Origin of the sequence: Streptomyces sp. H39-S7 (assembly GCF_027158205.1) — a bacterium.
In the GTDB taxonomy this organism is placed as follows: Bacteria; Actinomycetota; Actinomycetes; order Streptomycetales; family Streptomycetaceae; genus Actinacidiphila.
In genome coordinates, this window is sequence record NZ_JAPVLU010000008.1 from 215,884 (window position 1) to 229,768 (window position 13,885).

The 13,885-nt window shown below is 71.3% G+C and carries 8 protein-coding genes; 4 read left to right on the top strand and 4 right to left on the bottom strand.

Annotation, left to right across the window (positions count from 1 at the left end; genetic code table 11):
* Positions 1-22: 22 nt before the first annotated feature.
* On the bottom strand, positions 23-541 hold the full coding sequence (locus tag O3X23_RS10330; RefSeq protein ID WP_269270955.1) for a hypothetical protein: 519 nt from the start codon (positions 539-541) through the stop codon (positions 23-25).
* A complete protein-coding gene (locus O3X23_RS10335) occupies positions 538-5,217 on the bottom strand; it encodes a DUF6531 domain-containing protein (protein WP_269270956.1) in 4,680 nt (1,559 codons plus the stop codon). Before O3X23_RS10335 ends, O3X23_RS10330 begins: the two co-directional genes overlap by 4 nt.
* A gap of 314 nt (positions 5,218-5,531) precedes the next feature.
* On the opposite strand from O3X23_RS10335, the gene O3X23_RS10340 reads away from it, so the two are divergent.
* The 3 genes from O3X23_RS10340 to O3X23_RS10350 all read left to right on the top strand — a co-directional run bounded on the left by O3X23_RS10340 (position 5,532) and on the right by O3X23_RS10350 (position 10,946).
* Positions 5,532-6,071 carry a hypothetical protein gene (locus O3X23_RS10340; protein ID WP_269270957.1) on the top strand — a complete coding sequence of 180 codons (540 nt, stop codon included), beginning with the start codon at positions 5,532-5,534 and terminating at the stop codon, positions 6,069-6,071.
* Between the two features lie 185 nt (positions 6,072-6,256).
* Positions 6,257-7,933, top strand: a complete 1,677-nt coding sequence (locus tag O3X23_RS10345; RefSeq protein WP_269270958.1) for a glycosyltransferase family 2 protein — start codon at positions 6,257-6,259, stop codon at positions 7,931-7,933.
* Between the two features lie 16 nt (positions 7,934-7,949).
* On the top strand, positions 7,950-10,946 hold the full coding sequence (locus O3X23_RS10350; protein ID WP_443047813.1) for an acyltransferase family protein: 2,997 nt from the start codon (positions 7,950-7,952) through the stop codon (positions 10,944-10,946).
* A 94-nt stretch (positions 10,947-11,040) separates the two neighbouring features.
* Here the strand turns inward: O3X23_RS10350 and O3X23_RS10355 are convergent, their stop codons facing one another.
* On the bottom strand, positions 11,041-11,811 hold the full coding sequence (locus O3X23_RS10355) for an SDR family NAD(P)-dependent oxidoreductase (RefSeq protein ID WP_269270960.1): 771 nt from the start codon (positions 11,809-11,811) through the stop codon (positions 11,041-11,043).
* 231 nt (positions 11,812-12,042) lie between these two features.
* Between O3X23_RS10355 and O3X23_RS10360 the strand changes: the two genes are divergently transcribed.
* A complete protein-coding gene (locus tag O3X23_RS10360) occupies positions 12,043-12,822 on the top strand; it encodes an SDR family NAD(P)-dependent oxidoreductase (RefSeq protein ID WP_269270961.1) in 780 nt (259 codons plus the stop codon).
* 61 nt (positions 12,823-12,883) lie between these two features.
* Here the strand turns inward: O3X23_RS10360 and O3X23_RS10365 are convergent, their stop codons facing one another.
* The gene (locus tag O3X23_RS10365) at positions 12,884-13,579 is read right to left on the bottom strand and encodes an alpha/beta fold hydrolase (RefSeq protein ID WP_269270962.1); all 696 of its coding nucleotides are present in this window, start codon (positions 13,577-13,579) and stop codon (positions 12,884-12,886) included.
* Positions 13,580-13,885: the final 306 nt, after the last annotated feature.

Sequence of the window (13,885 nt, forward strand, 5' to 3'; positions counted from 1 at the left end):
TCCGCCCGTCCGGCGGATCGTGTCAGGTGACGACGGCGACCACGCGTACCGGAAGGTCCGTGTCGTCCTGGGTCGCGCCCAGCAGGAGGACCCGCCGGCCGCCGGCCCAGGCCCGGTGGGCGATGTAGTCCAGACCACCGGTCGCCTCCTCGTCCGCGACCCCGCCCTCCTCGACGGCGGTGAATCCGGCGGCGGCGAGCGGGCCCCGCGCCTCGGCCACCAGGGCGGCCAGCGCCGCCTCGGCGGCCTCGTACGCCTCGTCCAAGGCGACCGTGTCGTCGTCCGGATCCCAGTCGTCGTCATCGCCGTCGTCATCAGTGTCGACGGACCGCAGCCACAGGCTGAACTCGACGCGCGTGTGCGGGCCGTCCCCCTGGATCCCGGCCAGCAACTCGCCCTGTTCCCAGTGCCGGGCGAAGTCCTCCCCCGGGAACTGCCGTTTCACAGCCCACCCGGCTGCCCGGAGCGCGTCGGCGGCGGTCTCGCCGGAGAGGTCGCCGGCGTCGCTGAGCCGGTCGAGGACTGCGAGAACCTCGTTCATCTGTTCATTCCAATCGCGGGAACATGGAAGATCTTCAGTCTGCCATCAGCGAAGTGCTCGGGGAACTTCTGCCCGAGGAGCTCCGCGAAGTGCGCGGCGCCCTGCGGGCTGGAGATGGCGTAGCGCAGGCCGCTGCCGCCGAGCGCGTCGTTCAGGTCGAGCAGTTTCTCCGCCTGACTGGTGATCTTGCTTTCGTCGTAGTGCTGGTGCGCGGGGTTGTACTGCGAGGACGCCCACTGGTTCTCGTTGCCGGTCCACTTGCTCTCGACCATGAACCCGTTGGCGTCCGGCCCCCCGTCCACATGGATCTTCTTGTCGCCGAGCTTCCACACCTGCTCGTAGTCGGTGTGCGTCACGAACCGCTGGTACTGGAACGACACCCGCTTGAGCATCTTGTCCGTCATCCACTGGATACCCAGGAACTGCGGGCAGCTCTGCAGCCCCTGGGGGTCCGCCCAGGAATGCGGGTTGCGGACGAACGCGTAGTGGTCGGGAGCGGCGTTCAGCCCGAGCGGATCGGGGGTCAGATACGTGACGCCCCGCGGGTCGTAGTAGCGGTGCAGGTTGTAGTGGAGCCCGGTCTCCTCGTCGTGGAACTGCCCGGCGAAGCGCAGCAGGCAGCCGACCCGCCCGGGGCCCGCCTCGGCCGCGCCCGGCTCCCAGCCCCACAGCGTGGACCGCAGGCTCCACTCGACGCGCCCGTCCGGTGTGACGAGCTCGGTGGCGCCGCCCATCAGGTCGGTGACGATCGCGTGGAACCGGCGGTCGATCTCCTCCTGCGGGGCCGCCCGCAGGGCCGCCCGCTGTGTCTGGGCGACCGGCCGGAACGAACCGGGCGTGTAGTCCCAGGTGGTGGTCGCGCCGTCGGCTGCGGTGTACTCCGCCACCCGGTCGCCGTCCCAGGTGAAACCGGCCCGCTCGGCGACCCGGCCGTCCGCGTCCAGCCGCTCCTTCGCGAACCGCCGGCCCATCGGGTCGTACGCGTACCGCCACGAGACCTCGTCCGGGGTCGTCACGCCGATGAGCCGGTCGTCCGCGTCCCACCGGTACAGCCACGTCCGACGGCGCCCGGAGAGCGTGCGGCGCACCGCGCGGACGACGCGGCCCTGGCCGTCGTACTCGTAGGAGACCCTGGGCGACACGATCCGCCGGTTCCCGGAGTACGTCTGCTCGGCTAGCGCCTGGGCCGGCTCGTCACCGGGGAGGGACATGGAGGCGAGGTTGCCGGCGTCGTCGTACGCGTACCGCTCGGTCCAGTCCGCGCCCCGGACCTCGGTGACGCGGCCGCCGCGGTCGAGTTCGAAGCTCCGCGGTCCCGTCAGCGAGTCCTCGAGGTGGGTGAGTTCACCGTCCGCCGCGTACCCGTAGCCACGGCGCAGGACCGTGCGGGTCCCGGCCGGGGCCGCCCCCGGCGCGGGGTCGGCCACGTCGAGCGTGAGGGAGCGCAGCCGCCCCCGGTCGTCCCATTGGTTCGACAGCCGCAGGCGCCGGTCCACGGTCCGCGATATCTCCCGTCCGGCGGAGTCGTGGACGAAGTCGATGGACGTGTCACCGCTGAGCAATCTGCTGGGCAGACCCACGGGGGTGTACTCCCACCGGCTGCGGGCGCCCGACGGTGTGGTGCGCGCGGTCCTGCGGCCGAGGGCGTCGTAGCGGTACCGGGTGGCGAGGTCGTTGACCGTCTCCACCGCGACCCGTCCGAGGGGGTCGTAGCCGAGTTCGAGCACGCAGTCGGGCGACACGGCCCGCACCAACTGCCCGTTGGCGTCGTAAGCGAACGTGGTGGCCGCCCGCCCGTCGTTCTTCTCCGCGATCCGGCCGACGGCGTCCAACCGGTAGGTGACGGTCTGGCCCGCTCCGTTGGTGCGGCTGGTGAGATCGCCGGCGGCGTTGAAGGTGTACTGGGAGACACGGCCGTTGTAGTCCGTCTCCGAGATGATCCGACCGACAGGATCGAGGGTGTAGGTCCAGGTCAAGCCGGTCGCGTTGGTGACCGCGACGAGTCGGAGCTCGGTGTCGTAGCGGAACTCCCGACGGCTGCCGTCGGGCTCGGTGCGGGCCGCCAGCCGGTCGAAGGTCGTGTACTCGAAGGTCGTGACACCGCCCGTGGCCCCGGTGTGGGTCAGCAGATTCCCTTCCGCGTCCCACGTCCACGACTCGGCGCTTCCGTCGGGGAAGGTCCGGCGAGCCGGTTTGCCGTCGCTGGTCCAGGTGACGGTCGTCGTGGCGCCGAGCGGGTCGGTGACGGCCACCACGCGTCCGAGTGCGTCCCGCACGTGCCGGGTGGTGCCGCCCTGCGGATCGGTCGCGCGGCTCAGCAGACCGTAAGCGTCGGCGTCGGTCGTCGTGAGACCGCCGAGCGGGTCCGTGATGGTCGCCAGAGCACCACTGCGGTGATACGTCAGCACATTGCTGCCGCCGAGCGGGTCGACGACCTCGATGCGGTTGCCGCGCTCGTCATAACGGTAGGCCCACTGGTTGCCCTCGGCGTCAGCGGTGAGCACGGGCAGGCCGAGTTCGTTGTACTCGGCGACCGCCGTGGTGCCGTCCGGCGAGGTGATGGCGACCGGGTTCCCGCGGGCGTCGTACTCGTAGCGGGTGGTACGGCCCTCGGCATCGGTCCGCGCCAGCAGGCGGTTGTCACGGCCCGACTCCATGCGCAGGGAGTGGCCCAGCGCGTCGGTGATCGCGGTGACCTGGGACGCCTCGTCGTGGTGGTAGGTCGTGGTGTGGCCGAGGGAGTTCGTGTACGCCGTGGTGCGGGCGGCGGCGTCGTAGGCGATGGTGCAGTCGAGATACCCGTCGTCGCCGATGCCCTCCACGCAGCGGTCCTGGTCGTCGTACCGGAAGCGGTACCAGTGGTGGTTGCGGTCCATCCACTGCTCGATCCGTCCGAACACGTCGTACTCGAGGTGCTGGGCCGCGCCGGAGCCGTTGATGACCTGTGCCAGGTCCCCGGCCCGGTTGTAGACGTAGCGGCGCAGCGGGGTGCCGCCGAGATCATCCTGCGCGGTGCCGCTCTCCGCCGCGGTGCCGCTGTCTGCCCCCGCGACGAGCGCGCGCAGCGCGGTGATCCGGCCGTCGGTGGTTTCCACCGCGACGTGGTAGCCCCCGCTGTGCCGGACGGAGACGGGAGTGCCGTCCGGGGCCCGCTCCATGGTGACGCGGTGGCCGTTGCGATCGGACAGCGCCCGCAGCGGCAGCACCGGTGACAGCCGGCCGTCCGTCGCCAGAGGGGTGAAGTGCCTGCTGTGGCCGGTGGCGGGATCGGTGATCCGCAGCTCGCCCCCGGCCTCGCCGTCCCAGACCAGCGGCCATCCCGGCCCCTCCACCGGCAGTACCTCGCTGTTGGGCGCGGGAACGGGGTACAGGAGCAGCGTCCCGTCGGCGGCGGCGAAGACCGCGCCGCTGTCGTCGATCTCCAACCGCTCGTCGAGGGTGGACATCCAGGCCGGTCCGAACCACCGGCCGACGCGCAGTCCGGACACGTGGTGGCGTTCGATGGTCAGCGGTAGGAGCCCCGGCAGCCGGACATCGGTCGCTGACATCAGCATCTCGCCGGTGACCAGGTCGATGGGGTCGCCGCCCTTGCACTTCCCGGCCATGGTCTTGGCCTTCTCCAGGGCGTTGTCGACACTGCCGCGCAGGCCCTTGAGTCCGTCCAGCCCTCGTTGGCCGAGGCCGCGCAGCCCCTTCAACAGGCCCGCCATGTCCCCGAGGTGACTGCCCATGGCGCGCAGCATCTTCGGGCCGTTCTTGAGCAGCTTGAGCAGGCCGCCGGCAGTGGTGAGGCCCTTCATCCCCGGTATGCAGTCGAGGGCGGCGAAGAACACGTCCCAGAGACTCGCTTTGCCTTGCGCGTATTTCATGAGCGTGTCGGCGAGGACGACCAGCGCGGCGGCCAGCACCAGCCAGGCGAGCGGCCCGCCGATGATCATCACGATGATGCCGAGGACGGCGACGATGACCTTGCAGACCGCGACGATCTCGTCCCAGTGGTCCGCGACCCAGTCGACCGCCTTCTCCCACCAGTGCTTGTTCTTGATGCCCGCGTCCGACGCCTCGTGCAGCGCGTGTTCGGCCGTCGACGCGGCCGTGTCCCGCAGATGCGCCGCCTGCGCGGCCAGCTCCTTGGCCGCGTCCAGCCGCTGCTGCGCCTCGTGGACCGCGGAGTTCGCGGACTTCTGCGCGTTCGACGCGTCCAGCGCGTTACGCGTCGCGGTACGGACCTCCTCCGCCGACGGCGGCTCCACACCCGGCTTCGGATCGGCCTGGTACTCCTTGGACTTGTCGCCCGCCCGCTTCACCCAGTCGTCCGCGTTGCCCTGGGTGGTCTTCGCGGCGTCCAGGTCCTGACGCGCGGTACGGCCCTGCGCGAGCGCCCGGTCGGCATCCGCCTGCGCCGTCTCCAACTTCGGCCAGTACGTCTCCAGCGCCCCCGACGCCAACCGGTAGGACTTCTCCAACTTGCCCAGCTCGTTCGGCAGATCGCCGAACTGCTCCCGGTACGCGTCACCCGACAGGCCCGCCCAGTCCTGGACGGCGGTGTCGCCGCTCAGACCCCGGACGGATCGCAGTGCCGACGAGACGTCGTCGGCGAAGTCGCCCAGCTTGCGGGCGAGTTCCTTCACCTCGAACGGATCACCCGGCACCGGATCCCGGTCCAGATCCAGCACATGCCAATCCGTCGGACGATTCGTCACCGTCTAACCCCCGTCTACGGACACCGTCAGCCCGATTATCCCACCACCCAAGCCTAGCGATGTCGACTTCGTTCACACGACTGATGCCCCGTCACTCCCGCTCCCGCCCGCCCGCGGACCCACCGACCACACCGCGCTCACATCCGTTTGCCAGGGCCTCCGGCGGCCGCAGGGTTGGCCTCCTCCGCGGCCGGGTAACTCAGTCGGGCGTCCGCTTCCCCGAGCGTGGGTGGCCGCCGGCCGCCGTGCACCGGCCGCTGACCACATCCGGCCGGCAAGGAGTCAGCGTGACCGCGAAGCCCCTCCTCCTCATCGACGTCGACGGTCCTCTCAATCCGTTCGCGGCGCGGCCGCACCGGCGGCCGGACGGCTACACGACGCACCGCACGCGCCCGTCCGGCTGGGACCTGCCCTGGCAGAAGCCGCTGCGAGTGTGGCTCAACCCCGCCCATGGACCGCTGCTGCTGGCGCTGCCGTTCGAACTGGTGTGGGCGACGACCTGGGGTGCGCAGGCCAACCGCTGGATCGCGCCGCACCTCGGCCTGCCGGAACTCCCCGCCATCGACTGGCCGGAGCTGCACGCCCGGCGCGACGACGGAACCTACTTCAAGACCCACGACGTCGTCCGCTACGCCGCCGGTCGGCCCTTCGCGTGGATCGACGACGAGATCCGGCTCCCGGACCGCGAGTACGTCGCCGCGCACCACTCCGGCCCCTCCCTGCTCCTGCGGATCGAGCCGAGCCTCGGACTGCTCCCCGCGGACTTCGGCCGACTGGCCGACTGGGCCCGCGAACTGGCCGCAGGCGGCCCGGACGGCGCGAAGTGACCGCGCCGGACCGCCTCTGACCTCGGCGTCAGCGGAACGGAGGATGACAGGACTGTCACGGAATCCTGTCCTCACCATGAATATCCGCGCGACCGTCCCGGTCCGTGGATCATCCCGTCAATGGTCTATACCTTTGGCGGTAGAGTGCGCAGTGGATCGTCAATCACGCGCCCGTGGGGGGACACTTGACCGTCGACCATTTGCCGCAACCACCGTCGGATCACGAGCTCTACTGGTACTTCGGGCCACAGCGCCGGTGGGTGCTGATCTGCACCTCGCTCGCCTTCGTGTTCACGGCGGCGACCATGTTCACCTTCGCACTGCGGACACCGGCCCTGTGGGCCTTCCTCGCGGTACTACTGCTCAACCTCGTCGCGCTGGCCCTCTCCTCCGTCAACAGCCTGCGCCAGCGGCGGTTGACCCGGCACTCGCACGAAGTACTGACCAAGGCCTGGCACCCGGCCGAACTGCCGGACGTCGACCTCTACCTGCCGACCTGCGGCGAGCCGCTCGCCGTCCTGGAGAACGCCTACCGGGCCGTCGCCGCCGTCGACTGGGCCGGGACGCTGACCGTCTGGGTACTCGACGACGCCGACCGCGCCGAGGTGGCAGCCCTGGCAGCCGCGCACGGCTACCGGTACGTCGTCCGCCCGGACCGCGGCCACCTGAAGAAGGCCGGCAACCTCAACCACGCGCTCACCGTGAGCTCCGGGCGGTACATCGCCATCCTGGACGCGGACTTCGCGCCCCGCCCGGACTTCCTGCACCACCTGGTCCCGTACTTCGCCGACCCGGGGATCGGCATCGTCCAGAGCCCGCAGTGCTTCGACACCGACGAGTCGATGGACTGGATCCAGCGCGCCGCCGGCTCGGCCCAGGAATGGTTCTTCCGGTGGATCCAGCCGTCGCGGGACGCCAGCGACGCGGCCATCTGCTGCGGCAGCAACGCGGTCTACCGGCGCACCGCGATCGACGCGGCCGGCGGCTTCGCCAAGCTCGACCACAGCGAGGACCTGTACACCGGACTCGCCCTCTACGAGCAGGGGTTCCGCACCCTCTACGTCCCGGTGCTGGTCGCCAAGGGCACCTCGCCGGACAACCTCTCGTCCTTCGTCAACCAGCAGTACCGCTGGGCGATGGGCAATCTGCACCTGATCAAGAACTCCGACCTCAAGCGCATGGGCGCGCCCTGGCGGATGCGGCTGTGCTTCTACGAGGGCATCGTCGGTTACCTGACCGCGGCGGTGAACACGTTCGCCGCTCCGCTGCCGCCGCTGGTGATGATGTTCCGGTACCCGGACCAGATACGCCCCTGGCACGTCCTGCCGCTGCTCGCGCCCCTGTGGCTCTGGCATGTGCTGCTGCCCCGGATCAGCCACACCCGGTGGCGCGTCGAGGTCATCCGCGCCAACGTCCTGACGAGCGTCGCCGCCGCCGCCGCGTTCCTGCACACACTGCGCGGCCACAGTGCCGCCTGGGTTCCCACCGGCGTCGGCCGGGTGAAACCCAGCGGCATGGCCAGGAAAGTGGTGCTGGTCTCGCTCGCCTGGCTCATCGGATCCATCGGCGCAGCCGCGGCCGGACTCGCCCTGTCCGTCAGCCGCAACGGCTGGATGCCCAACTGGGGATTGGGCCTGTACCTCCTGGTGCAGTGCCAGATCGGCCTCCCGCTGGTCCGTGACCTGATCATCGAACTGCGGCCGGCCAAGGCCGCTTCCGCGACCGTACGGGCCGCCCGCCCGGCCCGGCTCGGCATGCTGCCCAGGCGCTGGCCCGAAGCACTGGCCGCCACCTCACTTCTCCTGCTCACCGCCCTGCTCGCCTCCGGATGGGTCAGTCCCATGCTTCCCTGGCTGAGCTGAAAGGTCCTCGCACCCAATGTCTTCCACCACGGTTCCGGGCCGACATCCGGAGACCGCCGACCGTTCCGGCCGCCCGACCCACGGGTCGGACCCCACGAGAAGCCGGAGAGTGGCGTCCTCCGCCCCCGGCTTCCGCCCCGACATCGAGGGTCTGCGCGCCGCGGCCGTACTCGCCGTGCTCGCCTTCCACGCCGAACTGCCCGGCCTGAGCGGCGGGTTCGTCGGCGTCGACATCTTCTTCGTCATCTCCGGCTACCTGATCACCGGACTGCTGATCCGGGAAGCGGCCACGACCGGCCGCATCCGCCTCGGCGAGTTCTTCTCCCGCAGAGCCCGCAGACTGCTGCCCTCGGCGGCCGTGGTCCTGGGCGCGACCGCGCTGGCGGCGGCCTGGCTCACCGTCCCGCTGCGCCGTACCGACCTCGAGTACGACGTCCTCGCCGCCGCCCTGTCCACCGCCAACTGGCGCTTCGTCTCCCAGCAGACCGACTACCTGGCCGCCGGACGCGACCCGAGCCCGCTGCTGCACTTCTGGTCACTCGCCGTGGAGGAGCAGTTCTACCTGTTCTGGGGCCCGCTGCTCGCCCTGATCGTCTTCGTGGTGCTCAGGACGTCCCGCCGTGGCCGGGCCGTGCGGTCGGCCGTGTTCGCGGTCACCGCCCTGCTGACGTTCGGCTCGTTCCTCCTGGCGCTGCACTGGACGCACTCCTCCGTCTCCCTGGCCTACCTCGGAACACCGTCCCGCGCCTGGCAGTTCGGGGTCGGAGCGCTGCTGGCACTGACCCCGTGGCACCGGGTGCGCGGACTGCCGCTGATCCGCCCGGTGTGCGGGTGGGCCGGGGCGGCCGCCATCGTGTGGTGCGTGACGCGGTACGACGCCGCCACGCCGTACCCGGGTTACGCCGCGCTCCTGCCGACGCTCGCCGCCGCCGCGATCATCCTGGCGGGCACCGGCGACGCGGACACGACGGACCGCGCCACCGCGTACGGCGTCGACCGGATCCTGCGCGGCCGGGTGCCCCGGGCGGTCGGACGTCTCTCCTACACCCTCTACCTGTGGCACTGGCCGGTACTCGTCCTCGCCGAGGCCCGGCTGGGAACGCTCGGCTGGCCCGCCAGAGCGGCGCTGACCGCGGCCTGCGCACTGCCCGCCCTGGCGACGACGCGCTGGATCGAACAGCCGCTGCGCCGCAGCAGGACCGTCTCCGAATACCCGCGGCGCGGCCTCGCGCTGGGCATCGCTTCGGTCGTCCTGCCGGTGGTCCTGGCACTGGTGGTCGGCACCGGGACGATGAACCTGCTCGCGTCGGCTCCGTCCTTCGACCCGAAGGGCCTGCCGCCGGGCGCGGCCGACGGCAGGTCGCTGCTGTCGCGGACCGGCACCCCGCTCGAGGACGGCCCGCCGGTGCCGGGCGCCGTCCAGGCCCGCAAGGACTTCCCACCGGACGGCGCGTGCGAGGTGGCGCCCACCGCGACCACCAGCCCGCCCTGCCTGTTCGGCGCGACCACCAGCAAGGACCGGATCGTCCTGCTCGGCGACTCGCACGCCGGCCAGTGGTTCTCCCCCTTGCTGGGCATCGCCGCCGAACGCGGCTGGGCGCTGCAGGAACTGGTGAAGCAGGGCTGCCCGCTACCGCACCTGACCGTCAAGAACCCGCAACTGGGCCGCACGTACACCGAGTGCGACACCTGGCGCGCGAACAGCCTGTCCCGGCTGCGCCAGGGACCAAAACCCAGGCTCGTCGTCGTCGCGTCGCTCAACCGCTACACCGACGACCGGAAGCTCCTCACCGCGGGCTGGGAGAAGACCCTGACGCCGCTGCGCGCCCTCGGCGTGCCCATCGTCTACGTCCAGGACACACCCATTCCCGGGACGGACGTCCCGGCCTGCGTCTCCGGACACACCCAGGACCCGGACGCGTGTGCGTTCGACCGTGCCGCCGCGCAATGGCCCGACCCGCTCGCGGCATCGATCGCGGCCGGCCGGCTGCCGGGCGTGCGGGCCGTCGAGGTGAACTCCGTGCTGTGCCCGGGAGCGGGCCCAACCTGCCCGGCGGTGCTGGAACGGATCCTGCTGTACCGGGACGACGCGCACCTGACCAACGTCGCCGCCACCGTACTGGCGCCCCGGCTCAAGCGGCTGCTGACGGACGCCGGCGCCCTTCCCGGTCCGGGCACGCTGCCTCCGGACCGGTGGACGCAGCTGCTCAGGGACGACTTCGACGGACCGGCCGGCAGCCGCCCGTCGGCTGCGAAATGGCAGTACGACCTCGGCACCTGCTACCCCGGCTGCCCGGCCGCCCAGTGGGGAACCGGGGAGATCGAGACCATGACCGACTCGACGGACAACGTCCGGCTGGACGGGAAGGGCGCGCTGGAGATCGTGCCCCGACTGCGGAACGGGCAGTGGACCTCGGGCCGCATCGAGTCCAGACGCTCCGACTTCGCCCCGCCGCCCGGCGGAGTGCTGCGGATCGAGGCCTCGATCGCGCTGCCCGATGTCACCGGGCCCGCGGCGGCCGGCTACTGGCCGGCCTTCTGGACCCTGGGCTCCGGACTGCGCAACGGCTACACCGGCTGGCCCGCCATCGGTGAACTCGACGTCATGGAGAACGTCAACGGCCGCGACTCCGTCTTCGGGACCATGCACTGCGGCACCCTCGAAAGCGGCCCGTGCAAGGAACCCCAGGGGCTGGGCTCGGGAGACCGCTCCTGCCCCGACTGCCGGACGGCGTTCCACACCTACGCCCTGGAGGTCGACCTCACCGCCGGTGCGGAACAGGTCCGCTGGTACCTCGACGGACACGCGTTCCACCAGGTGACCGCGGCCCAGATGGACCCCAGGACCTGGGACGACGCCGTGCACCACGGTCTGTTCCTGATCCTGAACGTCGCCGTCGGAGGCAACCTCCCCGCCGCGTTCGGTGCCACCGCGGGGCCCGCCACCGCACCGGGCCACCCGATGCGCGTGGGGTACGTCGCCGTCTCGGCGCGAGGAGGCGCCCACTCCTGACAGCGGCGCGGGGCAGCGCGCCCGCCGGCCCGCACGGGCTCCACCGTGCGGGCCGAAGGCGCGTGGGCCGGGCTCTGCCGTCCCCTGACAGCGGTCAGCTGGGGAACATGCCCGCGGTGGCGTTGACCCAGGTCCCGGTGATGGAGACACCGGCATCGGAGGCGAGGAACGTCGCCAGCGCGGCGATGTCGGCGATCCGCGGCGAGCGCTTCGTCATCCGCATGCTGTCCAGGTGGCCCACCAGGCCCTGCACCGCGGCCTCGTCCATGCCGGTGGCGCCGGCGGCGGCCAGCTTCTCCGGTGTCAGGCTGTCGGCGACACCGGCCGTCCAGATCCCGCAGACACGGACTCCGGCCGGACCGATCTCCTGGGCGAACTGGCGGATCAGCGCGTCCAGAGCGCCGTCGGCCGCGGCGGTGCCGCCCATCATCGGGCTGCCGTTGGCGGACCCGCTGTTCAGCGACAGGATCACGCCCGAGCCCTGCGGCACCATCCGGCGGGCGGCCGCCCGCGCGGTGATGAACTGGCAGGCGATGCCCTGGACGACCGGCCGGGTGTAGTCCTCGAGCGACATCTCCATGAGCGGCACGCCCTGGAAGTCGCCCCTGGGCACGAGGTTGACGGAGACGTCCAGCCGGCCGGCCCGCTCGACGACCGAGGCCGCGTGGGCCTCGACGGCCTGTTCGTCCCGGGCGTCGAGCACGTCGTACTCGGCACCGACCTCGGTGGCGGTCCTCTTCAGTGTGGCCTCCGTACGGCCGACGAGGAACACCCGCGCGCCGGCCTCGGTGTAGGCCTTCGCGACGCCCGCACCCAGCGAACCGGCTCCGCCGTAGACGACCGCGACCTTGTTCTGCAGCATCATGCTCATTCCCTCGATCAAGGGCGCCGTGCACGCCCGTCACCCTGTACGACGTACCCGGCGCGCGAACTCATCGGTCGCCGCCGCCCGGTCACCACATCATCGGTAGCCCGAACGCGGCGAACTCCCCCGGCGCTCTTCCCCGTACCCGATAGACGGTGCCCCGACAGATGGTGCCTCGATCGGATCCGCCCCGGGCACCATCCGAACAGGTTCGCCCTCTAGGGTGCTGGGATGACCTCGCAGGGATATCTCTCCGACCTGTTCTCGCTGGACGGCCGCGTCGCCGTGGTGACCGGTGGCAGCTCCGGCATTGGCCGGGCCATCACCGGAGCGCTGGCCCGCGCCGGGGCGAGTGTCGTGGTCGTGGCCCGCAGAGAGGCGGAGCTGGCCGACACGGTCGACGAGTTGTCGGCCGACGGCTGCCGGGCGGCCTGGGTGAGTGCCGACCTGGCCACCGGCGACGGGGTCCGCACCGGGGCGGAGGAGGCAGCCGCGGCGTTCGGAGAACCCGACATCCTCGTCAACTGTGCCGGGATCAACCTGCGGCCGCCGATGGCCGAGTTGGACGACACGGTGTGGGACGCCACGATGGCGGTGAACCTGAAGGCGCCCTTCCTGCTGGGACAGCGGTTCGGTCCCGGCATGGCCGAGCGGGGCTTCGGGCGCATCATCCACATCACCTCGCAGCAGGCCCACCGGGCGTTCGTCCAGAGCGGCGTCTACGGCGTCTCCAAGGGGGCGCTGGAGTCGCTGGCCCGGTCGCAGGCCGAGGCGTGGTCGCCGCACGGCGTCACGTGCAACACCCTCGTGCCGGGGTTCGTGATGACGCCGCTGAACGTGCGGCTGTCGTCGGACCCCGACAGGGTCGCGGCGCTGGCCGCGCGCACGATGGTGGGGCGCAACGGCCTGGCCGAGGACTTCGCGGGCGCCGCGGTGTTCCTGGCGAGCCGCGCCTCCGCCTATGTGACGGGTCAGGCGATCTTCGTCGACGGCGGGATGTCCGTGCACTGAGACCGGAGCCGGGGCGGGACGCGGTGGTGAACGGATCGCGTCCCGTCCCGTCCCCGAGCGCTCAGATCCAGCCGTCGAGCGAGGCCATGAAGCCGGCGAAGTCGTCACGGTGGACGCAGTGCCCGGCGCCCTTGACCGTGCGGATCTCGAAGCCGTTGGCCAGCAGTTCCTCGGCGGTCTCCGGGCTGATGCACAAGCTCGGATCGGCCAGCTGCACCAGGGACGGCACGACGGCGCCCGACGGCAGGTACCCGAGGGCGGTGCCCTTCTCGGTGACGGCGAAGAACTCCTTGTCGAACAGGGCGAAGCCGGCCAGTTCGGCCGCGACATCGGCGTCCGACCAGCGCGGATTCATGGTGCGTATGCTGTCGCCGGACGCGTTCTCCAGCAGGGCCAGCATGTACGCCGTCGCTTCCGGCGGCAGGTTCTCCAGCCGGAACCCGGGGTCCGAGTAGACCGCGCGGGCCGGTCGCAACCGGTCGGCGGCGAGGGCGAGGGACAGCCCGCCGAGCGAGTGGCCGATGGCGACGTCCGCACCGGTCGGCAGGTTCTCCACCAGGTCGTCGGCGAGCAGTTCCGCCCGGTACTCACCGCGCGGGCTGAGGCCGTGCCCGCGCAGGTCGGGGGCGATGACGCGGTAGCCGCGGACGATCAGGTCGTCCTCCACGGCGTGCCAGGTGCGGTGGTCCGACAGGCCGCCGTGGATGAGCAGCGCGACCTTGTCGCCGTTGCCCCGTTCATGGACGTTGAGCTTCATGCTTCTCCTGCCCCGGGTCGGCCCGCGACCCCTTAGTTACACGTGTCACTGTCACGCTACACCCGAGCCGCCCTCCCGCATACGCCACGGCCCGACGCGACGGGCAGCCTTCCGCCGGCCGGCGGGAGAACGGGGCGCACCACAACCCGCCCCGGGGGGCAACAGTCGTCATCGCAAAGCAAGGCCGCGAAGTTAAGAGGCCGACAGTCCTGTCAACGGTGTGGGTTGTGCTGGCTGCTGGTGATCGTTGTGCATCCAGGCGGGCGCGAGGATGTAGGTCGCGCGGGCGACCTTCTGCAGGAGGCC